Here is a 26707-nt window from a genome sequence, read left to right as displayed (position 1 = left end):
TGAGGGAGCCCCAGCACCCCCCAACAACAGAAGCCGCACCCCCGTCACCCCGCCCGGCCAGCCCCCGCAGGCACACCGTGGCCGAGCGCGCAGTTCCCCGCGCCCCTGAGGGAACCCCAGCACCCCCCAACAACAGAAGCCGCACCCCCGCGCCCCTGAGGCCCGGGAACGGGAAGCCGTGGCCGGTCGTCCTCAGCCGATGTCCGGGGGGTCCACGCGGATGCGGACCGGCTCTGTGCCGGCCTCCTTGGTGCCCTTCGCTCCCCGGGCCATCCGCGCGGCCTGCGCCACCTTCAGTGCGGAGGCGAGCGCGGCGCCGCTCCCCGGCGGTACCCGGATCAGCACCCGCTCCCACCGCTCGCCGACCGGCGCCGCTCCCGGCCGCCGGGCGGGACCGGGCATCGCCTCCTGGACCGGCACCGGGCCCAACACCACGGCTTCCGGTGGCAGTTCGGCCCCGGCGAGGAACCCCCTGAGTGCTTCCGGCGGCCCGGAGACCGCCGCCATGCGCGAGACCGGCGGAAAGTTCAGCTCGGCCCGCTCCTCCAGCTCCCGCACCGCGTGCCCGACCGGGTCCCACCGTACGAGCGCCTGCACGGGCCGCAGCGTGGGCTCAGCGACGATCACCACCGTGCCGCCCTCCCCCTGGGGACGCACGAGCGCGGCCGCCCCGATCCACCGCCGCAGCGCGTCCTCCCCCGCCCGCAGGTCGGGCCGCCCGAGCATGGCCCAGCCGTCGAGCAGCAGAGCGGCGGCGTAACCGCCCTCGGCGACAGGCTCCGCCCCCGGCGTACTGACCACCAGCGCGGGCGCCCCCGGCACCGTGTCCAGCACCTGCTCACGCCCGGAGGTCCGCACCGGCACCGCCGGGAACGCCCGGCCCAGCTCCTCGGCGGTCCGCCGCGCCCCCACGATCTGCGCCCGCAACCGGAACCCGCCGCAGGAACCGCAGTGCCAGGCGGCCTCGGGCACCCCGCACCAGCCGCACCGCAGAGCCGACCCGCTCTCCTGCGCCTCCAACGGCCCCGCACACCGCCGGCACCGCGCGGGCTCCCGGCACCGCTCGCACGCCAGCCGCGGCACATACCCGCGGCGCGGCACCTGGACCAGGACGGGCCCGTGCTTGAGACCCTCCCGGACGGCCCGCCAGGCCAGCGTCGGCAGCCGTGCGGCCCGCGCCGCCTCGTCCCGCGCGAGGTCGCCGTCGCCCACCGTGCGCACCAGCGGCGCGGCGCCGCGCACCTGCTCGCGGTCGGCGACGAGCGGCGCGGCCCAGCCGGACTCGACGAGCTGGGCGGCCTCGACCGTGCAGCTCCATCCCCCCAGCAGAAAGCCGCACTTGTCCCGCGCCGCCCGCAGCTCCAGGACCTCCCGCACATGCGGGAAGGGCGCGTGGTCGTCGCTGTGGCTGGAATCGCCGTCGTCCCAGATCACCACGAGCCCCAGGTCCCGTACGGGCGCGAACATGGCGGCCCGGGTCCCGACGACGGCCCGCACCTCACCGCGCCGCACGGACAGCCACTCCCGATAGCGCCGCTCCTGCCCGGCGTCGGCGGTCAGCAGCGCGTGCCGCCCCTCGCCGAGGAGCGCCGTGAGCGCGGCGTCCACGCGCGCGGCGGGCCGCCCGGTCGGCACGACCACGAGCGCGCCGCGCCCCGAGGCGAGGGTGGCCTGCACGGCGCGTGCGATCTCCTCGGCCCACTGCGGCCCCGGCAGCGCCGTCCACACCGCGCGGGGCGAGCCGCCCGAGGCGAGGGCCCCGAGGAACTCGGCCCCGTGCCCATAGCGGCGCCAGGTCCCGGCGTCGGGCGGCGGCGGGGCCGCGGCGGGGGCGGAGGCGGCCTTGGCCTCGGCCCGCGCGTGCCGGGGCGGGACGGCCAACTGCAGCACGTCGGCGAGGCTGCCCGCGTACCGGTCGGCGACGGCGCGGGCCAGCTCCAGGAGGCCCTGGTCGAGCACCGGCTCCGGCGAGACGACCTGCGCCAGTGCGGCCAGCGGGCCGGTGTACTCGCTCTCGGCCCGCCGCTCGACGATGAACCCGTCGATCAGTCCGCCGCCCTCGCGCCGCCCCTCGCGCACATTGCGCGCCCCGGCGCCGAACCGGACCCGCACCCTGACCCCGGGCTGTGCCACGGCGTCCAGTTCCTCGGGCACGGCGTAGTCGAAGTACCGGTCGAGGTGCAGCACGCCCTTGTCGACCAGGACGCGGGCCACCGGCAGCTCCTTGGCCAGCGCCGCCCCCCGCCACGTCCGCGGCTTGGCCCGCGGCACCTTGGCGCCCCGCACGCTCTCCCGGATCAACGCGAGCTGCTCGCCCTCGGGCACCCCGCCCGCGGCGCCCTCACCCACACCCGGCCCGTTCTCCCTGCTCACAGCAGCATTCCTACCAGACCGCACCGACAGCGCCGGAAAACCGCCGAGGCCCGGCATCCCCCCAGGGGGATACCGGGCCTCGACCAAGTGGAACGGAACGGGACTACAGCCCCGCCGCCTTGCGCAGCGCGTCCACGCGGTCCGTGCGCTCCCACGTGAAGTCGGGGATCGCCCGGCCGAAGTGGCCGTACGCGGCGGTCTGCGAGTAGATCGGACGCAGCAGGTCGAGGTCGCGGATGATCGCGGCCGGGCGCAGGTCGAAGACCTCGCTGATGGCCGTCTCGATCTTGTCCGTGTCGATCGTGGCCGTGCCGAAGGTCTCGACGAACAGACCGACCGGCTCGGCCTTGCCGATGGCGTACGCGACCTGGACCTCGCAGCGGGCCGCGAGGCCGGCCGCCACGACGTTCTTGGCGACCCAGCGCATCGCGTAGGCGGCCGAGCGGTCGACCTTGGACGGGTCCTTGCCGGAGAACGCGCCACCGCCGTGGCGGGCCATGCCGCCGTACGTGTCGATGATGATCTTGCGGCCGGTGAGGCCGGCGTCGCCCATCGGGCCGCCGATCTCGAAGCGGCCGGTGGGGTTGACCAGCAGGCGGTAGCCCTCGGTGTCCAGCTTGATGCCGTCGTCGAGGAGCGCCTTCAGCTCGGCCTCGACCACGAACTCGCGGATGTCGGGAGCGAGCAGCGAGTCCAGGTCGATGTCGCTGGCGTGCTGCGAGGAGACCACGACCGTGTCGAGACGGACGGCCTTGTCGCCGTCGTACTCGATGGTGACCTGGGTCTTGCCGTCGGGGCGCAGGTAGGGGATGGTCCCGTTCTTGCGCACCTCGGACAGGCGCCGCGAGAGGCGGTGCGCGAGGTGGATCGGGAGCGGCATCAGCTCGGGCGTCTCGTCGCAGGCGTAGCCGAACATCAGGCCCTGGTCGCCCGCGCCCTGCTTGTCCAGCTCGTCCTCGTCGCCCTCCACACGCTGCTCGTAGGCCGTGTCGACGCCCTGCGCGATGTCGGGGGACTGCGAGCCGATGGACACCGAGACGCCGCAGGAGGCGCCGTCGAAGCCCTTCTTCGAGGAGTCGTACCCGATCTCGAGGATCTTGTCGCGCACGAGCTGCGCGATCGGCGCGTACGCCTTCGTCGTGACCTCGCCGGCCACGTGGACGAGGCCGGTGGTGATCAGCGTCTCCACGGCGACCCGGGACTTCGGGTCCTCCCGCAAAAGCGCGTCGAGAATGGTGTCGCTGATCTGGTCAGCGATCTTGTCGGGGTGACCTTCGGTCACAGACTCCGAGGTAAAGAGGCGCCGGGACACATCGCTCCCTGTGGTTGCAGCGGCTGCTGGCTGATCATTGATGGACGGCCGGGAGCTGCGCCCGGCGTCGTCCGAGACCAGTTTATCGGTCACACCTGTCCGCCGGACCACGTGTCTCGCCACTTGGGAGCCTGTGACCTGCGGCACTGCATTGTGCGGTACGGCGATCGATCTCCGCCAGAGGCCCTCTCGCCCCATTTCCCCGGGTTTGCGGCCGCTGGTGGTACGAAGATGACATTGAGCCCCGATGAGGGAGACCCGGTCAAGTAACGCACCGCATTGTGGCCGAGTTCCGCCACAAGAGGAAAGGGAACGAAGGAAAAGAGGCGAGGAACGCGGGGAGACGGAAGCCCCTCAGGGAAGCCGCTCGGCGACACCGCCTCAGGAGAGCCGCTCCACGACCAGGTCCCAGACCGTGTCGGCCAGGGCCTCCTTCGGCCCGTGCGGCACCGGCGTCTCGGAGCCGTCCGCGCCGAGCACGAGTGCCTCGTTCTCCTCGGAGCCGAAGGTCTTGCGCTCGCCGACCTCGTTGACGACGAGGAGATCACAGCCCTTGCGGGCCAGCTTGGCCCGGCCGTTGGCGAGGACGTCGTCCGTCTCGGCGGCGAAGCCGACGACCACCTGGCCGGAACGGGCCCTGTCCCCGGCGATCTCGGCGAGGACGTCGGGGTTGCGGACCAGGGTGATGGGCGCCGGTTCCTGGCCGTCCTTCTTCTTGATCTTCCCCGCCGCGTACGTCGCGGGGCGGAAGTCGGCCACGGCGGCGGCCATCACGACGGCGTCGGCGTCGGCCGCGGCCTTCAGGACGGCCTCGCGGAGCTGCACGGCAGTGCCGACCGGCACGACGTCGACACCGGCCGGGTCCGGCAGCGCGGTGTTCGCCGCCACGAGCGTGACCCGGGCGCCCCGCGCGGCCGCGCTGCGGGCGAACGCGTAGCCCTGCTTGCCGGAGGAGCGGTTGCCGAGGAAGCGGACGGGGTCGAGGGGCTCGCGGGTGCCGCCGGCGCTGACCACCACGTGGCGCCCGGCGAGGTCCCGCGCCCGGTCGCCGCGCGCCAGGACCCGGCGTACGACCTCGAAGAGCTCGACGGGGTCCGGGAAGCGGCCCTTGCCGGTGTCGACGCCGGTGAGCCGGCCGACCGCGGGCTCGACGACCAGGGCGCCGCGGCGCCGGAGCGTGGCGACGTTCTCCTGGGTGGCCGGGTGCTCCCACATCTCCGTGTGCATGGCCGGCGCGAAGACCACCGGACAGCGGGCGGTGAGCAGGGTGTTGGTGAGCAGGTCGTCGGCGAGGCCGTGCGCCGCCTTGGCGAGCATGTCGGCGGTGGCGGGGGCGACGATCACGAGGTCGGCGTGCTGCCCGATGCGCACGTGCGGCACCTCGTGGACGTCGGACCAGACCTCCGTCGAGACGGGGTTGCCGGACAGGGCGGACCAGGTCGCGGCGCCGACGAAGTGCAGCGCCGACGCGGTCGGCACGACGCGCACGTCATGGCCCGACTCGGTCAGCCGCCGCAGCAGCTCGCACGCCTTGTAGGCGGCGATGCCACCGCTGACCCCCAGAACGACCTTGGGCTTGCTCACCCGTGCCTCCCCGCACTTGGATCTCCGCAGTCGGAGACGTACGACTCCATGACACACCACAGGCCCGGCAGTCGCGCTGCCGGGCCTGTGGTGAGAGAACGAACAGCGCCTACTGGGCGGGGCCCTCGATGGCCTCGGAGGTCAGCAGGCCCGCGTTGATCTCGCGGAGCGCGATGGAGAGCGGCTTCTCGTGGACGTGCGTGTCCACGAGGGGGCCGACGTACTCCAGGAGGCCCTCACCGAGCTGCGAGTAGTACGCGTTGATCTGGCGCGCGCGCTTGGCGGCGTAGATCACGAGGCTGTACTTCGAGTCGGTGGCTTCGAGCAGCTCATCAATCGGCGGGTTGATGATGCCCTCGGGCGCGGTGATGGAAGAGGACACTCTTCGCCTTCCGATGGGGTCAAGACCAGAAGGGTCAAGACAGGGGTAAAGATCAGAGAACTCTCATCAAGGCTAGCAGCTCGCGGGCCACGTCCTCGACGGAGGTGTTGACGAGGGTCGTGTCGAACTCGGCCTCGGCGGCCAGCTCGATCCTGGCGGCGGCCAGCCTGCGCTCGATCACCTCGGGCGCCTCGGTCCCGCGGCCGGTGAGCCGGCGGACCAGCTCGTCCCAGCTCGGCGGGGCGAGGAAGACGAGCTGCGCCTCGGGCATCGACTCGCGCACCAGGCGCGCGCCCTGGAGATCGATCTCCAGGAGGACGGGCTCGCCCGCCTCCAGGCGCTCCATCACGGCACGCCGCGGAGTGCCGTAGCGGTTGCCGGCGAACTCGGCCCACTCCAGCAGCTCGCCGTTGGCGATCAGCTTGTCCATCTCCTCGTCGGAGACGAAGAAGTACTGGACTCCGTGCTTCTCCCCGGGCCGCGGCTTCCGTGTGGTGGCGGAGACCGAGAGCCAGACCTCGGGGTGTTCTTTGCGCATATGGGCGACGACCGTGCTCTTGCCGACCCCGGAAGGGCCGGAGAGCACGGTCAGCCGCGGACGTACGTCCGGGGGTACGGGGGGCGTCCCCCGGGATGTTGCAGCCATGCAGCGATTATCCAGGTTCTCAGGAGTGCCTGAGAACGTCAGGCAGCGCCACCGCCGAACTCGCGCTCGAGAGACGCGATCTGGTTGGAGCCGAGACCGCGCACACGGCGGCTCTCGGAGATGCCAAGACGCTCCATGATCTGCTTGGCGCGGACCTTGCCCACGCCAGGCAGGGACTCCAGGAGGGCGGAGACCTTCATCTTGCCGATGACATCGTTCTCCTGGCCCTGCTTGATGACCTCGTGAAGCGAGGCGCCGGAGTGCTTGAGTCGATTCTTGACCTCGGCCCGCTCCCGGCGAGCCGCGGCGGCCTTTTCGAGCGCGGCTGCGCGCTGTTCAGGGGTAAGGGGCGGAAGAGCCACGCCTACGTCACCTCGGATGTCGAACTGTCGGATACGGACCGGTGAGGAACCTAATCGCCCCACACCTGGGGAGCAACGTGCAACGCGCTTGCCCGTTGACTCCCTCGGAGACTAGCGGCCATGGCCGCCGGAGTCAGCGAGAACAGACGAAAAGTCCTGGTCAGCCTCTGTCGAGCCGGACATTCCCGGCATATCTCACCGGTTTTCGGCCGGTGAGTCGCCGCCGGGAGCACAACGCGCGCTCCACCGCTCCCTTCAGGCCGCCTCGACGGCCGTCCGGATCTCGTCCGCGAAACGCTCCGCGGCCCCGCGCAGGCCGGCGGCATCCGGCCCGTACCGCAGCACTCCCCGGCTCACGCTCGGCACCACGTTGCGGACGGCGGCGCCGAAGACGCCCGGCAGATCGGCCGGGGTCGCGCCCTGCGCGCCGATGCCGGGCGCGAGCAGCGGGCCGTTGATCCCGAGGTCGTAGGAGGAGAGGTCGCCCAGCGTCGCCCCGACGACCGCGCCGAAGGAGCCGAGGGGCGTCTGGCCGGCGTTGTCGGCGGCGAGGTGGCCAAGGACGGTGGCCGCGACCGTGCGGCCGTCCTCGCGCAGCGCGTGCTGGACCTCGGCGCCCTCCGGGTTGGAGGTGAGCGCCAGCACGAAGAGCCCCGCACCGTTCTCCCGGGCGAGTTCGACGGCCGGCTTCAGCGAGCCGTACCCGAGGTAGGGCGAGACCGTGAGCGCGTCGCTGAACAGCGGGGAGTCCTTCTGCAGGAAGGTCTCGGCGTACGCGGCCATGGTGGAGCCGATGTCGCCGCGCTTGGCGTCCATGACGACCAGGGCGCCGGCCTCGCGCAGCTGGACGACCGCCTTCTCCAGGACGGCGATGCCCCGCGAACCGAAGCGCTCGAAGAACGCGCTCTGCGGCTTGAAGACGGCGACGCTCCCGGCGAGCGCTTCGACGACGGTCCCGGTAAAGCGCTCCAGGCCCGCGATGTCGTCGTTCAGTCCCCACGCGGACAGCAGTGAGGCGTGCGGGTCGATGCCGACGCAGAGCGGGCCCCGCTCGTCCATGGCGTGGCGCAGGCGGGCGCCGAAGGGTTCGGGGGCGCCCACGCGGATCTCCTCGGCACTCATGCGGACTTCCTTGCGTCGGCGCCGACGGCCTCGGCGAGCGTGGCGTACGGGGAGGCGTTCAGACGCGCGGCGAGGCCCTTGTGGATCGCGCGGGCCCAGAAGGGTCCTTCGTAGACGAAGGCGCTGTAGCCCTGGACCAGGGTGGCGCCCGCCAGGATGCGCTGCCAGGCGTCCTCGGCGTTCTCCACGCCTCCGACGCCCACGAGGGTGATGCGGTCGCCCACGCGCGCGTAGAGGCGGCGCAGGACCTCCAGGGAGCGCTCCTTGAGGGGCGCTCCGGAGAGTCCGCCGGTCTCCCGCACCAGGGAGGGGTCGGACCGCAGACCGAGGCTCTCGCGCGCGATGGTCGTGTTCGTGGCGATGATGCCGTCCAGGCCCAGCTCGACGGCGAGGTCCGCGACGGCGTCGACGTCCTCGTCCGCGAGGTCGGGGGCGATTTTGACCAGGAGCGGCACACGGCGGCCCTCGACGCTGCGGTCGGCGGCCTCGCGCACGGCGCTCAGCAGGGGCCGCAGCGACTCGGTGGCCTGGAGGTTGCGCAGGCCCGGGGTGTTGGGGGACGACACGTTGACGACCAGGTAGTCGGCGTGGCGGGCGAGGCGCTCGGTCGACTTCACGTAGTCGGCGGCGGCCTCCTCCTCCGGCACGACCTTGGTCTTGCCGATGTTGACGCCGACGACGGCCTTGAAGACCGGCCTACGGGAGGCGAGGCGCTCGGCGACGGCCGCGGAGCCCTCGTTGTTGAAGCCCATGCGGTTGATCAGCGCGCGGTCCTGGACGAGGCGGAACAGCCGCTTCTTGGGGTTGCCGGGCTGGGGCTCGCCCGTGACCGTGCCGATCTCGATGTGGTCGAAGCCGAGCATCGCCATGCCGTCGATCGCGACGGCGTTCTTGTCGAAGCCCGCCGCGAGCCCGAACGGCCCGTGCATCCGCAGCCCGAGGGCCTCGGTGCGCAGTTCCTCGTGGCGGGGCGCGAGGGCGGCGACGAGGAAGGTGCGCAGCACGGGAACGCGGGCCGCGAGGCGGATCCAGCGGAAGGCGAGGTGATGGGCCCGCTCCGGGTCCATGCGCTTGAAGACGAGGTTGAAGAAGAGCTTGTACATGTTCGATGTCCTCGGAAAGAGCCTCGGAGTGAGCCGCGAATGAGCCTCATGAAGAGGGGGACACCGTTTCCGGTGTCCCCCTCGGGGCTGCTAGTCGCGGGCCGCGGTCAGGCGTTCCGCGTGCTCCTGGAGGGACCGGACGCCCACGCCTCCGTGGTTGAGCGCGTCGATGCCCTGGACGGCGGCGGCGAGCGCCTGGACCGTCGTCAGGCACGGCACGGAGCGCGCCACGGCGGCCGTGCGGATCTCGTAGCCGTCGAGGCGGCCGCCGGTGCCGTAGGGGGTGTTGACGATGAGGTCGACGCCGCCGTCGTGGATGAGCTGGACGATCGTCTTCTCGCCGCCTGGGCCCTCGCCCTCGGACTGCTTGCGCACGACCGTGGCGTTGATGCCGTTGCGCTTGAGCACCTCGGCCGTGCCGGACGTGGCGAGCAGCTCGAAGCCGTGGGCGACCAGTTCGCGCGCCGGGAAGATCATCGAGCGCTTGTCGCGGTTGGCGACGGAGATGAAGGCGCGGCCCTTGGTGGGCAGCGGCCCGTAGGCGCCGGCCTGCGACTTGGCGTAGGCGGTGCCGAAGACCGTGTCGATGCCCATGACCTCGCCTGTGGAGCGCATCTCCGGGCCGAGGACGGTGTCGACGCCGCGGCCGTGGATGTCGCGGAAGCGCGACCACGGCATGACGGCCTCCTTGACGGAGATCGGCGCGTCCATGGGCAGCGTGCCCCCGTCGCCCTGCTTGGGCAGCATGCCCTCCGCGCGCAGCTCGGCGATGGTCGCGCCGAGCGAGATCCGGGCGGCGGCCTTGGCCAGCGGCACCGCGGTCGCCTTCGAGGTGAAGGGGACGGTGCGCGAGGCGCGCGGGTTGGCCTCCAGGACGTACAGGATGTCGCCCGCCATGGCGAACTGGATGTTGATCAGCCCGCGGACGCCGACGCCCTTGGCGATGCCCTCCGTAGAGGCGCGCAGGCGCTTGATGTCGAAGCCGCCGAGGGTGATCGGGGGCAGCGCGCACGCCGAGTCGCCGGAGTGGATGCCGGCCTCCTCGATGTGCTCCATGACGCCGCCGAGGTACAGCTCGCTGCCGTCGTAGAGCGCGTCGACGTCGATCTCGATGGCGTCGTCCAGGAAGCGGTCGACGAGGACCGGCCGCGAGGGGCTGATCTCGGTCGACTCCTCGATGTACGAGGCGAGGCGGACCTCGTCGTACACGATCTCCATGCCGCGGCCGCCGAGCACGTACGAGGGGCGGACGAGGACGGGGTAGCCGATCTCGTCGGCGATGGCCTTGGCCTCGCTGAACGTGGTGGCGGTGCCGTGCTTCGGCGCGGGCAGGCCGGCCTCGGCGAGCACGCGGCCGAAGGCGCCGCGGTCCTCGGCGGCGTGGATGGCCTCGGGCGAGGTGCCGACGACGGGCACGCCGTTGTCCTTGAGGGCCTGCGAGAGGCCGAGCGGGGTCTGGCCGCCGAGCTGGACGATGACGCCCGCGATCGGGCCGGCCTGCGCCTCGGCGTGGACGATCTCCAGGACGTCCTCCAGGGTGAGCGGCTCGAAGTAGAGCCGGTCGGAGGTGTCGTAGTCCGTGGAGACGGTCTCGGGGTTGCAGTTGACCATCACGGTCTCGTAGCCCGCGTCGCTCAGCGCGAAGGAGGCGTGGACGCAGGAGTAGTCGAACTCGATGCCCTGGCCGATGCGGTTCGGGCCCGAGCCCAGGATGATCACCGCGGGCTTCTCGCGCGGGGCGACCTCGCTCTCCTCGTCGTACGAGGAGTAGAAGTACGGCGTCTTCGCGGCGAACTCGGCGGCGCAGGTGTCGACCGTCTTGTAGACCGGGCGCACGCCGAGCGCGTGCCGCACCTCGCGCACGACATCCTCGCGCAGGCCGCGGATCTCGGCGATCTGGGCGTCGGAGAAGCCGTGCCGCTTGGCCTCGGCGAGCAGGTCGGAGTCGAGGCGCTCGGCGGCGGCCAGCTCGTCCGCGATCTCCTTGATCAGGAAGAGCTGGTCGACGAACCACGGGTCGATCTTCGTGTGGTCGAAGACCTCCTCGGGGGTGGCGCCCGCGCGGATGGCCTGCATGACGGTGTTGATGCGCCCGTCGGTCGGCCGGACGGCCTCCTCCAGGAGGAGGGCCTTGTCGCCGGGCTCGCCCACGAACGTGAACTGGGAGCCCTTCTTCTCCAGCGACCGCAGCGCCTTCTGGAGCGCCTCGGTGAAGTTGCGGCCGATGGCCATGGCCTCGCCGACCGACTTCATGGTGGTCGTCAGGGTCGAGTCCGCCGAGGGGAACTTCTCGAAGGCGAAGCGCGGGGCCTTGACGACGACGTAGTCGAGGGTCGGCTCGAAGGAGGCCGGCGTCTTCTCCGTGATGTCGTTGGGGATCTCGTCCAGCGTGTAGCCGACGGCCAGCTTCGCGGCGATCTTCGCGATCGGGAAGCCGGTGGCCTTGGAGGCGAGCGCGGAGGACCGGGAGACGCGCGGGTTCATCTCGATGACGATGACCCGGCCGTCCTCGGGGTTGACCGCGAACTGGATGTTGCAGCCGCCGGTGTCGACGCCGACCTCGCGGATGATCGCGATGCCGACGTCGCGCAGGATCTGGTACTCACGGTCGGTCAGCGTCATCGACGGGGCGACGGTGATCGAGTCGCCGGTGTGCACGCCCATGGGGTCGAAGTTCTCGATGGAGCAGACGACCACGACGTTGTCGTTCTTGTCGCGCATCAGCTCCAGCTCGTACTCCTTCCAGCCGAGGATGGACTCCTCCAGGAGCACCTCGGTGGTCGGCGAGAGCGTCAGGCCCTGACCTGCGATGCGGCGCAGCTCCTCCTCGTCGTGGGCGAAGCCGGAACCGGCGCCGCCCATGGTGAAGGAGGGCCGCACGACGACGGGGTAGCCGCCGAGCTCCTCGACGCCCCTGAGGACGTCGTCCATGGAGTGGCAGATGTAGGAGCGGGCGGACTCGCCGTGCCCGATCTTCTTGCGGACCTCTTCGACGACGCCCTTGAAGAGGTCGCGGTCCTCGCCCTTGTTGATCGCCTCGACGTTGGCTCCGATGAGCTCGACGCCGTACTGCTCGAGGACGCCCTGCTCGTGCATGGAGATGGCCGTGTTGAGGGCCGTCTGGCCGCCCAGCGTCGGCAGCAGCGCGTCGGGGCGCTCCTTGGCGATGATCTTCTCGACGAACTCCGGGGTGATCGGCTCGACGTACGTGGCGTCGGCGATCTCCGGGTCGGTCATGATCGTCGCCGGGTTGGAGTTGACGAGGATGACCCGCAGGCCCTCGGCCTTCAGGACCCGGCACGCCTGGGTGCCGGAGTAGTCGAACTCGGCGGCCTGGCCGATGACGATCGGGCCGGAGCCGATGACCAGGACGGACTGGATATCGGTGCGCTTAGGCACGCTGGCCCTCCATCAGGGATACGAAGCGGTCGAAGAGGTACGCGGCGTCGTGCGGACCCGCGGCTGCTTCGGGGTGGTACTGGACGCTGAACGCCGGCTGGTCGAGGAGCTGGAGCCCCTCCACCACCTGGTCGTTCAGGCATACGTGGGAGACCTCGGCGCGGCCGTAGGGGGTGTCGGAGACCTTGTCGAGGGGGGCGTCGACGGCGAAGCCGTGGTTGTGCGCGGTGACCTCGACCTTGCCGGTCGTGCGGTCCTGCACGGGCTGGTTGATGCCGCGGTGGCCGTACTTCAGCTTGTAGGTGCCGAAGCCGAGCGCGCGGCCGAGGATCTGGTTGCCGAAGCAGATGCCGAAGAGCGGCGTCCTGCGCTCGAGGACGGCGGCCATCAGCGCGACCGGTCCTTCGGCGGTGGCCGGGTCACCGGGGCCGTTGGAGAAGAAGACTCCGTCGGGGGCGACGGCGTACACGTCCTCCTCGGTGGCGGTCGCGGGCAGCACGTGCACCTCGATGCCGCGCTCGGCCATGCGGTGCGGGGTCATGCCCTTGATGCCGAGGTCGATGGCGGCGACGGTGAACTTCTTCTCGCCGACGGCCGGGACGACGTAGGCCTCCTTGGTGGCGACCTCCTCGTACAGGCTGGCGCCCTTCATGGGGGGCTGCGCCTGCACGCGGGCGACCAGCTCGGCGTCGGCGGCCAGGGCCTCGCCGGAGAAGATGCCGGAGCGCATGGAGCCGCTCTCGCGCAGGTGGCGGGTGAGGGCGCGGGTGTCGATGCCGGAGATGCCGACGACACCCTGGTCGACCAGCTCATCGTCGAGGGAGCGCCGGGCGCGCCAGTTGGAGGGGACGCGCGCGGGGTCGCGGACCACGTAGCCGGAGACCCAGATGCGGCCCGACTCGTCGTCCTCGTCGTTCCAGCCGGTGTTGCCGATCTGGGGGGCGGTGGCGACCACGATCTGGCGGTCGTAGGAGGGGTCGGTCAGGGTCTCCTGGTAGCCGGTCATGCCGGTGGAGAACACCGCTTCGCCGAAGGTCTCCCCCACGGCCCCGTAGGCACGACCGCGGAAGATGCGGCCGTCCTCCAGGACGAGTACGGCGGGAGCCTTGCCGGCTCCCCGGGTGGAGGTCGTCATCGTGCGGTGCCTTCCGTAGTAGCGGTAGTGATCATGGTGTTGATGGCCTCGACCCATGCGGCCTGCTCGGCCGCGCGGTCCGAGCGGAAGCCCGAGTCGATGAGCTTGCCGCCGTGCTCCCAGGTGACGATCAGCAGACCGCCCTCGGCGAGCACCTTGCCGGCGATGCCCTTGTCGAGACGGGCCTCGCGCAGCCGGCCGACCGGGATGAAGAAGTCGCTCGCGCCGGGGCGTACGACGTCCAGTCCCTCGTCGGTGAGCGTCAGCTCGACGCGGCTGCGGCTGCCCAGGCCGTGCGCCACGATCCGGTCGAGCCACTGCCCCGCCGTGGTGGAGCCGTGGTAGCGGCCGCTCAGCTCCAGTCTCGCCGGGCCCGCGTCGGACGGCGCGCCGGGCAGCTCGGGCAGGTCGCCCTGGAGCGTGCCGCGCCACTTCCAGCCCTCGCGCATCAGCCAGTACACGAGCGCGATGAAGAGCAGCAGTCCGACGACCCAGCCGAGCCGTGCGGCCCAGTCGGTGACGTCCGCCGATTCCTTCTCGGCGGCCAGTTCCACAAGTGATGTCACGCGAGTTTCCCGTCGACGAGCGTGGCCCGACCCCTCAGCCACGTGTGCGTGACGCGGCCCGGCAGCTCGCGGCCCTCATAGGGAGTGTTGCGGCTGCGCGAGGCGAAGCCCGCGGGGTCCACTTCCCCACGGTAATCGGCATCGACCAGGACGAGGTTGGCGGGCTCACCTGCCGAGACGGGGCGGCCGTGGCCGGTGGCCCCGCCGATCAGGGCCGGCTTGAAGGACATCCGGTCGGCGACCGCCTCCCAGGTCAGCAGGCCCGTCTCGACCATCGTCTGCTGGACGACGGACAGCGCCGTCTCCAGGCCGACCATGCCCATGGCGGCCGCGGCCCACTCGCAGTCCTTGTCCTCGTGCGGGTGCGGGGCGTGGTCGGTGGCGACGATGTCGATGGTGCCGTCGGCGAGGGCCTCGCGCAGCGCCATGACGTCCCGCTCGGTGCGCAGCGGCGGGTTGACCTTGTAGACGGGGTTGTAGGAGCGCACCAGCTCGTCCGTGAGGAGCAGGTGGTGCGGGGTGACCTCGGCGGTGACGTCGATGCCGCGCGACTTGGCCCAGCGCACGATCTCCACGGAACCGGCGGTCGACAGGTGGCAGATGTGCACCCGCGAGCCGACGTGCTCGGCGAGCAGCACGTCCCGGGCGATGATCGACTCCTCGGCGACGGCGGGCCAGCCGCCGAGGCCCAGCTCCGCGGAGACGACACCCTCGTTCATCTGGGCGCCCTCGGTCAGCCGGGGCTCCTGCGCGTGCTGCGCGATGACGCCGTTGAAGGCCTTCACGTACTCCAGGGCGCGGCGCATCATGACGGCGTCGTCGACGCACTTGCCGTCGTCGGAGAAGACGGTGACCCCGGCGGCGGACTCGTGCATGGCGCCCAGCTCGGCGAGCTTCTTGCCCTCCAGGCCGACGGTGACGGCGCCGATGGGCTGCACGTCGCAGTAGCCGGACTCCTTGCCGAGGCGGTAGACCTGCTCGACCACGCCGGCGGTGTCGGCGACGGGGAAGGTGTTGGCCATGGCGAACACGGCGGTGTAGCCACCGGAGGCGGCGGCGCGGGTGCCGGTCAGGACGGTCTCGGAGTCCTCGCGGCCCGGCTCGCGCAGGTGGGTGTGCAGGTCCACGAGGCCCGGCAGGAGGACCTTGCCGTCGGCCTCGACGACATCGGCGCCCTCGGCGCTCAGACCGGCGCCCACGGCCTCGATGCTCTCGCCGTCGATCAGGACGTCCCGCGCCTCGCCGCCCAGCACCTTCGCACCACGGATCAGGATCTTGCTCATGGTTACTTGTTCTCCGAATCGACGGGCCGGGTGTGGGTGACGGCGGGCTCGTTGCCGCCCAGGAGCAGGTAGAGGACGGCCATGCGGATGGAGACGCCGTTGGCGACCTGTTCGACGACCGTGCAGCGCGCGGAGTCGGCGACCTCGGCGGTGATCTCCATGCCGCGGACCATCGGGCCGGGGTGCATGACGATGGCGTGCTCGGGCATCTTCGCCATGCGCTCGCCGTCCAGGCCGTAGCGCCGGGAGTACTCGCGCTCGGTGGGGAAGAACGCGGCGTTCATGCGCTCGCGCTGCACGCGCAGCATCATCACGGCGTCGGACTTCGGCAGCACGCCGTCCAGGTCGTACGAGACCTCGCAGGGCCACTGCTCGACGCCGACCGGCACCAGCGTGGGCGGGGCGACGAGGGTGACCTCGGCGCCGAGGGTGTGCAGCAGGTCGACGTTGGAGCGGGCGACGCGGCTGTGCAGGACGTCGCCGACGATGGTGATGTGTTTGCCCGCCAGGTCCTGGCCGAGCCCGGCGTCGTGCCCGACGAGCCGGCGCCGCATGGTGAAGGCGTCGAGCAGCGCCTGGGTGGGGTGCTGGTGGGTGCCGTCGCCGGCGTTGATGACGGCGGCGTCGATCCAGCCGGAGGTGGCCAGGCGGTACGGGGCGCCGGAGGCGCCGTGCCGGATGACGACGGCGTCGACGCCCATCGCCTCCAGGGTCTGGGCAGTGTCCTTGAGGGATTCGCCCTTGGAGACGGAGGAGCCCTTGGCGGCGAAGTTGATGACGTCGGCGGAGAGACGCTTCTCGGCGGCCTCGAAGGAGATCCTGGTGCGGGTGGAGTCCTCGAAGAAGAGGTTGACCACGGTGCGGCCGCGCAGGGCGGGCAGCTTCTTGATCGGCCGGTCGGCGACGCGCGCCATCTCCTCGGCCGTGTCGAGGATGAGGACGGCGTCGTCGCGGGAGAGGTCGGCGGCCGAGATGAGGTGTCGCATCATCGGGGTGTACTCCGGTGTGTGGAGGTCTGCGGGCACGCGGGCGCACAGGGGCGTGCCCCAGAGCCCGCGAGGGAGGAAGCCGGTCTCTTCAGGCGGAGGCGGGCTTGGCGCCGAGCAGCACGGCGTCGCGGCCGTCCTCCTCGGTGAGCTGGACCTTGACCGTCTCCCGCAGCGACGTGGGGAGGTTCTTGCCCACGTAGTCGGCGCGGATGGGCAGTTCGCGGTGGCCGCGGTCGACGAGCACGGCGAGCTGCACCGCGCGCGGACGCCCGATGTCGTTCAGCGCGTCGAGGGCGGCCCGGATGGTGCGGCCGGAGAAGAGCACGTCGTCGACGAGGACGACCAGGCGGCCGTCGATGCCGTCACCGGGGATGTCGGTGCGGGCGAGCGCACGCGGCGGGTGCATGCGCAGGTCGTCGCGGTACATGGTGATGTCGAGGGAGCCGACCGGGATCTTGCGCCCGGTGATCTCCTGGAGCTTCTCGGCGAGCCGGCGGCCGAGGAAGACGCCGCGGGTGGGAATGCCGAGGAGGACCACGTCGTCGGCACCCTTGGCGCGCTCGACGATCTCGTGGGCGATACGGGTCAACACCCGTGCGATGTCGGGCCCTTCGAGAACGGGGCGCGCGACGGTGGAGTCTTTGGAGCCTTGCGTGTCCATATGAAACGGACCTCCTTCTCCGCCTCACAGGACGGACGTTAAAGGACGTCGAAATTGCGCCATTCACAGTACCAGTACTGATGAGCGAACGCGTCATCGGCCTCCACCGAAGGGGCGGTACGGACCATTCGGCTTGACGCAGCCAAGTAACGCTGCGTAACCTCACAGTGAGTTACCAGCCACGCGGCGGAGCCGCATGATTGTCGCAGCGTCCGGGGAGCTATATGTCCAGCGAATACGCCAAGCAGCTCGGGGCCAAGCTCCGCGCGATCCGTACCCAGCAGGGCCTTTCCCTCCACGGTGTCGAGGAAAAGTCCCAGGGACGCTGGAAGGCGGTCGTCGTGGGGTCGTACGAGCGCGGTGACCGTGCCGTGACCGTGCAGCGCCTCGCCGAGCTGGCGGACTTCTACGGCGTCCCCGTGCAGGAGCTGCTTCCTGGTACGGCTCCCGGTGGCGCCGCCGAGCCGCCGCCGAAGCTGGTCCTCGACCTGGAGCGCCTCGCCCACGTACCGGCCGAGAAGGCCGGCCCGCTCCAGCGGTATGCCGCCACGATCCAGTCGCAGCGCGGTGACTACAACGGCAAGGTGCTCTCGATCCGCCAGGACGACCTGCGCACCCTCGCCGTCATCTATGACCAGTCCCCCTCGGTCCTGACCGAGCAGCTCATCAGCTGGGGCGTGCTGGACGCGGACGCGCGCCGCGCCGTCGCCCACGAAGAGGTCTGAATCCCCCTGCGGGACACCTCAGCAGAAACGTGCCGCCGGGATGGCCGCAGCCGAAAGGCCGCGGCCATCCCGGCGGTTTTCGCATTCCCGGCGCGATGACCCAGACAAACGCGGACGCCGACGAAAGGCTCCGCAGCTGACGGGTATACCGAAGGGCCCGCAGCATTGCGCTGCGGGCCCTTCGTGTGACGTACGAGGACGTCTTACGCCTCGTCGCGGCGCAGGGACGGCTTCAGGTCCTTGAAGCGTCCGAGCAGGCCGTTGACGAAGGCCGGCGACTCGTCGGTGGAGAACTCCTTGGCGAGCTGGACCGCCTCGTCGATGACCACCGCGTCGGGCGTCGCGTCGACCCAGACCAGTTCGTGGGCGCCGAGCCGGATGATGTTCCGGTCGACGACCGGCATGCGGTCCAGGGTCCATCCGACGGCGTACTGCGAGATGAGCTCGTCGATGCGGCGCTCGTGCTCCGCGTACCCCTCGACGAGTTCCATCGTGTACTCGCTCACCGGCGGCTGCCGGGTGTCGGACCGCGAGTGGCGCACCCAGTCGGCGAGGACCGTCAGGACGTCCGTTCCGCGCTGGTCCGCCTCGAAGAGGATCTGGAAGGCGCGCTTGCGGGCCGTGTTACGAGCAGCCACGGTTAGCTGTTCACCCGGCCGAGGTAGTCGCTGGTGCGGGTGTCGACCTTGATCTTCTCGCCGGTGGTGATGAAGAGCGGCACGTTGATCTGGTGGCCGGTCTCCAGGATGGCGGGCTTGGTGCCGCCCGTGGAGCGGTCGCCCTGGACGCCCGGCTCGGTCTCCTGGATGGTCAGCTCGACGGCGGCGGGCAGCTCGACGAAGAGCACCTCGCCCTCGTGCTGCGCGACCGTGGCGGTGAAGCCCTCGATCAGGAAGTTGGCGGCGTCGCCGACGGCCTTCTTGTCGATGTGCAGCTGGTCGTAGGTCTCCATGTCCATGAAGACGAAGTAGTCGCCGTCCATGTAGGAGAACTGCATGTCGCGCTTGTCGACAGTGGCCGTCTCGACCTTGACGCCGGCGTTGAACGTCTTGTCGACGACCTTGCCGGAGAGCACGTTCTTGAGCTTGGTGCGCACGAAGGCCGGGCCCTTGCCGGGCTTGACGTGCTGGAACTCGACGACGGACCAGAGCTGGCCGCCTTCGAGCTTGAGCACCATGCCGTTCTTGAGGTCGTTCGTGGAAGCCACGGTTGCGGAATCTCCTGCACTGACTGACTGGTGGACGACCCCGGTCGGGCACGCGCGCTAGAGCGCGAGCAGTTCCTTGGTCGTGATGGTGAGTAGCTCGGGTCCGCCGTCCGCCTCGGGGCGCACGACGAGCGTGTCATCGATCCGGACACCGCCCCGGCCAGGGAGGTGAACCCCCGGTTCGACGGTGACCGGCACGCAAGCGTCCAGTTTACCCATGGCCGAGGGCGCCAGCTGCGGGTCCTCGTCAATTTCGAGCCCCACACCGTGTCCGGTCAGTGGAGGAAGGCCGTCCGCATGGCCCGCGGCGGTCAGCACCTGACGCGCCGCCCGGTCCACGTCACGGCAGGCCGCACCGGGTACGAGGGCCTCCCTGCCCGCCCGTTGAGCGGCGAAGACGAGGTCGTACAGCTCGATCTGCCAGTCCGCCGGCGAGGTTCCGATGACGAACGTACGCCCGATCTCGGACCGGTATCCGCGGTAGCTCGCCCCCAGGCAGACGGAGAGGAAGTCGCCCTCCTCCACCCGCCGGTCCGAGGGCCGGTGGGCGCCCCGGCCGGAATGAGGTCCCGTGCCGACCGAGGTGGGGAAGGCCGGGCCGTCCGCGCCGTGGTCCACAAGCCGCCGCTCCAGCTCCAGCGCCAGATGCCGCTCCGTGCGTCCGACGAGGATCGACTCCAGCAGCTCTCCCAGCGCCTGGTCGGCGATCTCCGCGGCGATCCGCAGGCAGGAGATCTCCTCCTCGTCCTTGACGTACCGCAGCTGTTCCACCGCCCCGCCGAGGTCCACCAGCCGGAGCCGGGGCGCGACCGAGCCAAGGGCCCGGTGCCGGGAGACCGTCAGGTGGTGCTCCTCCACGGCCAGCGACTCCGCTCCCCCGGCGACGGCGAGCTTCGCCCCCGCCACGGCCGGATCGGCGCCCGGGGCGGGCAGCAGCCGGGTGCGCAGCGCCTCGTCGGGCCGTCCCTCGCCCGGCTGCTCGCCGGGGGGACGCCCGCACAGCAGGACGTCCTCGTCCTCGCCGATGAGCAGCACGGCGCCCTCGGGGGCCGCCCCGGCGAGGTAGCGGACGTTCGCGGGCCGGGAGACCAGCGCCGCGGCGCCCCCGCCGGCGGCGCACCGCTCCCTCACCCGCTCTCTGCGGATCGCGTAGACCTCAGACATGGGGCGAGCCTATGAGCGCGGGCGCACCCCGGCCCGGCCAGCGCGTCCGACCGGGCGGTGGCCCTCAGTACGCGGCCGCGGCGGGCCCCCGCGCTACCACTGCGGCGGGCTCGTGATGGCCCGGGAGAGGACCTCGTCCAGGACGCGGGCCGTGGCGGGGACGTCCAGCTGGGAGTTGTCGATGATGGGCAGGCCGGAGCCGTACCAGCCGGCCATGCGGCCGTGGATGCGGGCCACTTCCTCGTCCGTGAGGCGGCGGTTGCCGCTGCGCTCGGCGTTGCGCTCCAGGACGATCTCCAGGCCGGGCAGGAGCACCACGGGCAGCAGCCCGGGGCCCACGTGCCGCTTCCAGCCGCCGAGGCCCACGACCGGGCGGTCGGGGAAGACCGCGTCGTCGAGGATGCACGATATGCCGTTCGCCAGGAAGTTCCGCGCGGCGAAGCCGCAGGTGCGGCGGGCCAGGCGGTACTGCGCCTCCGAGTGGTCGTTCCACCCCGACTGGGGGTCGGCGAACCCGGAGCGCACCCATTCGCGTACGTCGTCGAGGCTGATGTGGGCCGTCGGCACGCGGCGGTGCTCGGCCCAGAACTTGGCGACGCTCGTCTTGCCCGCGCCCGCGGGGCCGATGAGCAGCACGGCGAGCGTGGTCGCGCCGGTGTCGGCCTGCGCCATGTCCGGCGGCGGGCTCGGCATCGCGACGGGGCCGCCGGGCGGGAGCTGGACGTGCCCGGTGGTGTCCGGGTTCGGCGGCACGGGGCCGTGGCCCAGCTGGAGGGTCGCCGGTGTCCCGCCCGGTGTCTGGGGCGGGCTCTGGCCCGGTGCCCGAGGTGCGGGACCGCCCGCGACGAAGCCCGGGGCGGGCGGGTGCGGCGCCCCCGGCGGCGGGGCGGCGCCCGGGTGCGGGGCGCCCTGGGGCGCGGTGCCCGGCGGCGGGGCGCCCGGGTGGTGTGCGGCCGGCGACCAGCCGGTGGCCGGTCCGTGCCCCGGCTGATGGGGCGGCGGCAGCGGAGTCCCCACTGCGTGCTGCATCCGGTGCCACTCCGTCTCGTGCGACTGACGCTGGTCGGGCGGCGGCCGGGCCGCCCGTTACCGAACGGTACCGTCCCCGGCCGCCGTTGTGTGAACGGCCGGGGAGGCCGTGAAGTGCCCGTGGCCGGATACCGGGGCCACGGCGGCGTGCTACTGGCCCACTTCGCCGTACGCGGCGAGCAGCACCGCCGGGTCGGGGCCCTCCAGGACGGTCGGCTTGCCGAGGCCGTCCAGGACGATGAAGCGCAGCAGGTCACCGCGGGACTTCTTGTCGACCTTCATGGTCTCCAGAAGCTTGGGCCACTGGTCGTAGCGGTAGGTCAGGGGGAGCCCGACCGACTCCAGGACGGTGCGGTGCCGGTCGGCCGTCGCGTCGTCCAGGCGTCCGGCCAGTCGGCCGAGTTCGGCGGCGAAGAGCATGCCCACGGAGACCGCGGCGCCGTGCCGCCACTTGTAGCGCTCGTTCTTCTCGATGGCGTGCGCGAGGGTGTGGCCGTAGTTGAGGATCTCGCGCAGGCCCGCCTCCTTGAGGTCTCCGGAGACGACCTCGGCCTTGACCCTGATGGAGCGCTCGATCAGTTCGGCGGTGTGCGGGCCCGCGGGCGTGCGGGCCGCCTGCGGGTCGGCCTCGATGAGTTCGAGGATGACCGGGTCGGCGATGAAGCCGGCCTTGATGATCTCCGCGAGGCCGGAGACGTAGTCGTTCACCGGGAGCGAGTCGAGCGCCGCGAGGTCGCACAGGACTCCGGCCGGCGGGTGGAAGGAGCCCACGAGGTTCTTGCCCTCGGCGGTGTTGATGCCGGTCTTGCCGCCGACGGCCGCGTCCACCATGCCGAGCACCGTGGTCGGGACGGCGATCCAGCGCACCCCGCGCAGCCAGGTCGCCGCCACGAACCCGGCGAGGTCGGTCGTGGCGCCGCCACCGACGCCGACGATGAGGTCGCTGCGCGTGAAGCCGGACTGGCCGAGGGCCTTCCAGCAGTACGCGGCGACCTCGGCCGTCTTGGCCTCCTCGGCGTTGGGCACCTGGATGGCGACGGCCTCGTACCCCTGGTCGGCGAGGTCCTGGCGCAGCGCGTCGCCGGTCTCGGCGAGCGCCTCGGGGTGGATCACGGCGACCCGCTTGACCTGGCCGCCGATGAGTGCGGGCAGCTCGCCGAGGAGCTGCCGACCGACCAGGACCTCGTACGCATCCGTTCCGGCGGTGGCGCCGACGTGGATTCGGGTGGGGGTCTGCTCCGTCGTCATGCTTCCTTCAACTCCAGTGCGTCGAGGACCGCCTGGGCGACCTCTTCGGGGGTGCGGTCGTCGGTGGCGACGACCGCGCGGGCGACTTCGGCGTACAGCCGGCGGCGGGCGTCCATCAGCTCGCGCCACTGCTTGCGGGGGTTGACCGCCAGCAGCGGGCGCGCCTGGTTGAGACCGGTCCGCTTGACGGCCTCCTCGACGTCCATCGAGAGGTAGACGACGGGGTGCGGGGCGAGCAGCGCGCGCGTCGACGCGTCGAGGATCGCGCCCCCGCCGAGTGCGAGGACGCCGCTGTGCTCCTCGACGGCGGCGCGCACGGCCCGCCGCTCCAGGTCGCGGAAGTACGGCTCACCCTCGTCGACGAAGATGTCCGCGATCTCGCGGCCCTGGGCGGCGACGATGTCGGCGTCGGTGTCCCGGAAGGCGACGGCGAGCCGGTCGGCGAGCAGCTCGCCGACCGTCGTCTTGCCCACGCCCATCGGGCCGACGAGCACGATCTGCGGACCGGTCACCGGATCTGGAGGTTGTCGAGGTACGAGCGCACGTTCCGCCGGGTCTCGGGGACGCTGTCGCCGCCGAACTTCTCGGCGACGGCGTCGGCGAGGACGAGCGCGACCATGGCCTCGGCGACGATGCCGGCGGCGGGGACGGCGCACACGTCGGAGCGCTGGTGGTGCGCCTTGGCGGCCTCGCCGGTGGCCACGTCGATGGTGGCGAGGGCGCGCGGCACGGTCGCGATGGGCTTCATCGCGGCGCGGACGCGCAGCAGTTCACCGGTGGTCAGGCCGCCCTCGGTGCCGCCGGAGCGGCCCGAGGTGCGCTTGATGCCTTCCTCGGTGGTGACGATCTCGTCGTGCGCCTGGGAGCCGGGCACACGCGCGAGGTCGAAGCCGTCGCCGACCTCGACGCCCTTGATCGCCTGGATGCCCATGAGGGCGGCGGCGAGCCGCGCGTCGAGCCGCCGGTCCCAGTGCACGTGCGAGCCGAGGCCGACGGGCACGCCGTAGGCGAGCACTTCGACGACGCCGCCGAGGGTGTCGCCGTCCTTGTGGGCCTGGTCGATCTCGGCGACCATCGCCTTCGACGCGTCGGCGTCCAGGCAGCGCACCGGGTCGGCGTCGAGCTTCTCGACGTCCGCGGGGGTCGGGTAGAGCCCGTAGGGCGCCTTGGCCGCCGCCAGTTCGGTGACGTGACTGACGATCTCGATGCCGGCCGTCTCCTTGAGGTACGAGCGGGCGACCGCGCCGAGCGCGACGCGGGCCGCGGTCTCGCGGGCGGAGGCGCGCTCCAGGATCGGCCGGGCCTCGTCGAAGCCGTACTTCTGCATGCCGGCGAGGTCGGCGTGGCCGGGGCGGGGGCGGGTCAGCGGGGCGTTGCGGGCCAGGTCGGCCAGGATCACGGGGTCGACCGGGTCGGCCGCCATGACCTGCTCCCACTTGGGCCACTCGGTGTTGCCGACCATGATCGCCACCGGCGAGCCCATGGTCAGGCCGTGCCGCACGCCGCCGAGGAAGGTGACCTCGTCACGCTCGAACTTCATGCGGGCGCCGCGTCCATAGCCGAGCCGCCGCCGGGCCAGGTGGTCGGCCACCATGTCCGTGGTGATCGGCACGCCGGCGGGAAGTCCCTCCAGCGTGGCGACAAGTGCGGGTCCGTGGGACTCCCCAGCGGTCAGCCAGCGCAACCTGCTCAACGGTGCTCCTCATGCTCGCGCCTGGAACTGCGGTCTTCGACGGCGCGGCCGGGTGCGCGGCCCTGGCCCGCCGCCCCCGATCCTCCCACGTCCGCGGGGCGCCCCCGGCCTCCGGTCCACCAGGCGGACGCCGCGCCCACCTCCCGGACACGGCGTCATCCCGCCCGAGGGCTACCGCTCGGCGAGCGCGTGTTCCCCCGCCCTGCGCATGGCGTCCAGGGGCGCGGGGGCGCGGCCGGTCATCTGCTCGACCTGGAGCACCGCCTGGTGCACGAGCAGGTCGAGTCCGCCGACGACCGCTCCGCCGTACGCCGACCAGCGGGCCGCGAGCGTGGTGGGCCACGGGTCGTACAGCACGTCGAAGAGGGTCGCCGGGCGCTCGGGCACCAGGGCGGCGAGGGCGTCCGTGGCGCCCGCCGGGGTCGTGGCGATCACCAGCGGTGCGCTCAGCGCCTCTCTGGCGTCCTCCCAGTCCTCGGTCCTGACCTGCACGCCGAGCCGCTCGCCCCACTGCCGCATCTCGGCGGCGCGCGCGTCACTGCGTACGTACGCGACGACCTCGCCCGTGCAGATCCGCGCGAGGGCGGCGAGCGCGGAGGAGGCGGTGGCGCCGGCGCCGAGGATCGCGGCGGAGTCGACCTGCTCGATGCCGTGTTCGCGCAGCGCGGCGACCATGCCGGGGACGTCGGTGTTGTCCCCGACCTTGCGGCCGTCCTCGGTGAACACCACCGTGTTCACGGCTTCCACCGAGGCGGCGGTGTCGCTGATCTCGTCGAGCAGCGGAATGATCGCCCGCTTCAACGGCATCGTCAGGGAGAGCCCCGCCCATTCCGGGCCGATTTCCCCGAGGAATCCGGGCAGCGCCGCCTCGTCGATCTCGAAACGGTCGTACGTCCAGTCGGCCAGCCCCAGCTCCGCATAAGCGGCGCCGTGCAGTACCGGTGAGAGGGAGTGGCCGATCGGGGAGCCGAGCACGGCGGCTCGACGCTTGTGCGCGCTCATTGCCCCTTCAGGTATTTCTCGCGGTTGCGGTTCTGCTCCTCGTTCGTCTCGGCGAAGAGCGTCTTGTCCTCGCTGACCGAGACGAAGTAGTACCAGTCCCCCTTGGCCGGGTGGAGCGCGGAGAGCAGCGCCACCTCACCGGGGTTGCTGATCGGTCCGGGCGGCAGACCCTTGATCTTGTAGGTGTTGTACGGGTCCTTGATCTTGCGCAGCTCGTCGACCGAACCGGTGGCGAGCTTGGACTCGCCCTTGAGGTAGTTCACCGTGGAGTCGAAGTCCAACAGGCCGTAGGTCTCGGTGTTGTCGGGCTTCAGGCGGTTGTAGACGACCGTCGCGACCTTCTCGAAGTCGTGCTTGTGCTTGCCTTCGGCCTGGACCAGGCTCGCCACGGTCAGGACCTGCAACGGGTCCTTCAGATTCAGCTCGCCCGCCTTCGAGGCCAGGTCGAGTTCCTCGTACTTCTCATTGGCCTGGGCGACCATCTTGCGCAGGACGTCCGCGGGCTTTTGGCCCTTGGCGACGGGATAGCTGGCGGGGAAGAGGAATCCTTCCAGCGGGTCCTTGATGTCCTTGTTGGTATTGGCCCACTTGGGAAGACCGAGGGTCTTCCATTCGGTCTTGGCGACCCTTTCCGTGGTGCCCTTCGCCAATTCCAGGCGCCGGTCGATCTCGCCGTAGACCCATTGGTTCCTGCGACCCTCGGGAATGATGAGGTTGCTGCGGCTCTTGGGGCTGAGCATCAGCTTCACCGCGCTCGCCGCGGACATCTCCTTCTTGAGCGTGTAGACACCCGCCTGGATGGTCTGCCCCTGCGGGTGCTTGCCCTGGGCGGAGACAAAGGCGTCGACGCTCTTGACGACGCCGGCCGCCTTCAGCTTCGCGCCGATCTCATAACCGCCGGCGTCCTTGGGGATGTCGACGGTGACCTTGCCCGAGCCGTCGCCCGCGTAGTCCGGGGCCGTGCCGAAGCGGTCCTGATAGAACTGGTATCCGAAATAGCCGACGCCGCCGAGGCCGCCCGCGAAGACGAGCGTCACGACCAGGCAGGCGCAGCCGTTGCGGCGCTTCTTCTGCTTCTTGCCGCCGCGTCCCCCGCGCCGGTCACCGCGGCCACCGCGGCGGCCGGGCTCCTCCTCGTCGTCGTCATCGCCGTCGCCGCCGGCGAAGAAGGCGTGCTCGCCCTGGTCGGGCCCCGGGTCCCAGTCGGTCTCGGAGTCCGGCTCCGGAGCCCGTCGGCGGCCGGGCGGCTCCGGCGGCGCGTAGGCCTCGGGCGTGGCGTAGTAGTCGGGGCTCTCCTGGCCGTAGCCGGCCTGCCGGCCGCCGTAGGGGTCCATCGGGTCGCCGCCGTAGGGGACCTGCTCCTGCTGCCCGGCGTCCCAGCCACCGCTGTGGGAGTCGTGCCCGCCGTTGTACTGGTGCGCGGGGTCGCCCTCGTAGCGCTGCTGACCGGCGTCGTGCGCCGACTGGTCGTAGCCCGCCTGCTGCTGTCCGGTGTTCCAGTCGTCGCCGTACTGCGACTGCTGGGACTGCCCGTGCTGCTGCGGCTGCTGATGCTGCTGCGGCTGCTGCTGATGCTGGTGCGGCTGCTGGTACTGCTCCTGGCCGCCGTAGCCGGACTGCCCGCCCGCGGGCTGCTGTCCTGCCCATCCGCCGTCCCCGTACAACGGGTCCTCCGGATGCCACGGTTGGGAGCCTGGGCCCCGGCCATACTCAGTCATCGAT

At 71.5% G+C, this 26707-nt stretch carries 24 protein-coding genes; 1 reads left to right on the top strand and 23 read right to left on the bottom strand.

All coding sequences use genetic code 11. The features are described 5' to 3' along the window. Window positions 1–192 precede the first annotated feature (192 nt). The 14 genes from ACZ5GP_RS22120 to pyrR form a co-directional block, all read right to left on the bottom strand. Window positions 193–2373: a primosomal protein N' gene (locus ACZ5GP_RS22120; RefSeq protein WP_468752454.1), complete on the bottom strand. Its 2181-nt coding sequence runs from the start codon at window positions 2371–2373 to the stop codon at window positions 193–195. Between the two features lie 103 nt (window positions 2374–2476). Beyond that, window positions 2477–3685, bottom strand: coding sequence for a methionine adenosyltransferase (gene metK / locus ACZ5GP_RS22115; RefSeq protein WP_358583997.1), 1209 nt, complete (start codon window positions 3683–3685; stop codon window positions 2477–2479). Between the two features lie 381 nt (window positions 3686–4066). After that, complete coding sequence (gene coaBC / locus ACZ5GP_RS22110; RefSeq protein WP_468752453.1) at window positions 4067–5269, bottom strand: bifunctional phosphopantothenoylcysteine decarboxylase/phosphopantothenate--cysteine ligase CoaBC; 1203 nt, start codon at window positions 5267–5269, stop codon at window positions 4067–4069. 109 nt (window positions 5270–5378) lie between these two features. Continuing rightward, window positions 5379–5651, bottom strand: coding sequence for a DNA-directed RNA polymerase subunit omega (gene rpoZ, locus ACZ5GP_RS22105; RefSeq protein ID WP_005319902.1), 273 nt, complete (start codon window positions 5649–5651; stop codon window positions 5379–5381). 52 nt (window positions 5652–5703) lie between these two features. Further along, the gene (gene gmk / locus ACZ5GP_RS22100; protein WP_468752452.1) at window positions 5704–6297 is read right to left on the bottom strand and encodes a guanylate kinase; all 594 of its coding nucleotides are present in this window, start codon (window positions 6295–6297) and stop codon (window positions 5704–5706) included. Window positions 6298–6335: 38 nt separating this feature from the next. Further along, a complete protein-coding gene (locus tag ACZ5GP_RS22095; protein ID WP_005319887.1) occupies window positions 6336–6659 on the bottom strand; it encodes an integration host factor in 324 nt (107 codons plus the stop codon). A 255-nt stretch (window positions 6660–6914) separates the two neighbouring features. After that, window positions 6915–7781: an orotidine-5'-phosphate decarboxylase gene (pyrF, locus tag ACZ5GP_RS22090; RefSeq protein ID WP_468752451.1), complete on the bottom strand. Its 867-nt coding sequence runs from the start codon at window positions 7779–7781 to the stop codon at window positions 6915–6917. Next, window positions 7778–8884, bottom strand: coding sequence for a quinone-dependent dihydroorotate dehydrogenase (locus tag ACZ5GP_RS22085; RefSeq protein WP_468752450.1), 1107 nt, complete (start codon window positions 8882–8884; stop codon window positions 7778–7780). The genes pyrF and ACZ5GP_RS22085 overlap by 4 nt, the downstream gene beginning before the upstream one ends. Window positions 8885–8974: 90 nt before the next feature. Further along, window positions 8975–12283, bottom strand: coding sequence for a carbamoyl-phosphate synthase large subunit (carB, locus tag ACZ5GP_RS22080; protein WP_468752449.1), 3309 nt, complete (start codon window positions 12281–12283; stop codon window positions 8975–8977). Then, window positions 12276–13418: a glutamine-hydrolyzing carbamoyl-phosphate synthase small subunit gene (carA, locus tag ACZ5GP_RS22075; RefSeq protein WP_468752448.1), complete on the bottom strand. Its 1143-nt coding sequence runs from the start codon at window positions 13416–13418 to the stop codon at window positions 12276–12278. The genes carB and carA overlap by 8 nt, the downstream gene beginning before the upstream one ends. Continuing rightward, window positions 13415–13984, bottom strand: coding sequence for a PH-like domain-containing protein (locus tag ACZ5GP_RS22070; protein WP_468752447.1), 570 nt, complete (start codon window positions 13982–13984; stop codon window positions 13415–13417). The genes carA and ACZ5GP_RS22070 overlap by 4 nt, the downstream gene beginning before the upstream one ends. After that, a complete protein-coding gene (locus tag ACZ5GP_RS22065; RefSeq protein ID WP_468752446.1) occupies window positions 13981–15267 on the bottom strand; it encodes a dihydroorotase in 1287 nt (428 codons plus the stop codon). Before ACZ5GP_RS22065 ends, ACZ5GP_RS22070 begins: the two co-directional genes overlap by 4 nt. Before the next feature lie 2 nt (window positions 15268–15269). Then, a complete protein-coding gene (locus ACZ5GP_RS22060) occupies window positions 15270–16256 on the bottom strand; it encodes an aspartate carbamoyltransferase catalytic subunit (RefSeq protein ID WP_468752445.1) in 987 nt (328 codons plus the stop codon). Window positions 16257–16344: 88 nt separating this feature from the next. Then, entirely contained in the window at window positions 16345–16917 is a 573-nt protein-coding gene (gene pyrR / locus ACZ5GP_RS22055) for a bifunctional pyr operon transcriptional regulator/uracil phosphoribosyltransferase PyrR (protein WP_468752444.1), read from the bottom strand. Window positions 16918–17141: 224 nt separating this feature from the next. On the opposite strand from pyrR, the gene bldD reads away from it, so the two are divergent. Beyond that, a complete protein-coding gene (bldD, locus tag ACZ5GP_RS22050; protein WP_055698930.1) occupies window positions 17142–17642 on the top strand; it encodes a transcriptional regulator BldD in 501 nt (166 codons plus the stop codon). Window positions 17643–17845: 203 nt separating this feature from the next. Here bldD and nusB read toward each other — a convergent pair whose 3' ends face one another. The 9 genes from nusB to mltG all read right to left on the bottom strand — a co-directional run bounded on the left by nusB (window position 17846) and on the right by mltG (window position 26703). Continuing rightward, window positions 17846–18280: a transcription antitermination factor NusB gene (gene nusB, locus ACZ5GP_RS22045; RefSeq protein WP_358583978.1), complete on the bottom strand. Its 435-nt coding sequence runs from the start codon at window positions 18278–18280 to the stop codon at window positions 17846–17848. Window positions 18281–18282: 2 nt separating this feature from the next. Next, complete coding sequence (gene efp, locus ACZ5GP_RS22040) at window positions 18283–18849, bottom strand: elongation factor P (protein ID WP_468752443.1); 567 nt, start codon at window positions 18847–18849, stop codon at window positions 18283–18285. A gap of 57 nt (window positions 18850–18906) precedes the next feature. After that, window positions 18907–20013: an aminopeptidase P family protein gene (locus ACZ5GP_RS22035; protein WP_468752442.1), complete on the bottom strand. Its 1107-nt coding sequence runs from the start codon at window positions 20011–20013 to the stop codon at window positions 18907–18909. Window positions 20014–20106: 93 nt separating this feature from the next. Beyond that, entirely contained in the window at window positions 20107–21042 is a 936-nt protein-coding gene (locus ACZ5GP_RS22030) for a Pro-rich N-terminal domain-containing protein (protein ID WP_468752441.1), read from the bottom strand. 150 nt (window positions 21043–21192) lie between these two features. After that, window positions 21193–22290, bottom strand: a complete 1098-nt coding sequence (gene aroB / locus ACZ5GP_RS22025; RefSeq protein WP_358697645.1) for a 3-dehydroquinate synthase — start codon at window positions 22288–22290, stop codon at window positions 21193–21195. After that, window positions 22287–22802: a shikimate kinase gene (locus ACZ5GP_RS22020; protein ID WP_468752440.1), complete on the bottom strand. Its 516-nt coding sequence runs from the start codon at window positions 22800–22802 to the stop codon at window positions 22287–22289. Before ACZ5GP_RS22020 ends, aroB begins: the two co-directional genes overlap by 4 nt. Continuing rightward, window positions 22799–23983, bottom strand: a complete 1185-nt coding sequence (gene aroC / locus ACZ5GP_RS22015) for a chorismate synthase (RefSeq protein WP_468752439.1) — start codon at window positions 23981–23983, stop codon at window positions 22799–22801. The genes ACZ5GP_RS22020 and aroC overlap by 4 nt, the downstream gene beginning before the upstream one ends. 171 nt (window positions 23984–24154) lie before the next feature. Further along, a complete protein-coding gene (locus ACZ5GP_RS22010; RefSeq protein WP_468752438.1) occupies window positions 24155–24985 on the bottom strand; it encodes a shikimate dehydrogenase in 831 nt (276 codons plus the stop codon). Next, complete coding sequence (gene mltG, locus ACZ5GP_RS22005; protein ID WP_468752437.1) at window positions 24982–26703, bottom strand: endolytic transglycosylase MltG; 1722 nt, start codon at window positions 26701–26703, stop codon at window positions 24982–24984. Before mltG ends, ACZ5GP_RS22010 begins: the two co-directional genes overlap by 4 nt. Window positions 26704–26707: the final 4 nt, after the last annotated feature.

The organism is Streptomyces sp. NPDC031466 (assembly GCF_055581265.1).
This window is presented reverse-complemented; position numbering and strand designations above follow the sequence as displayed.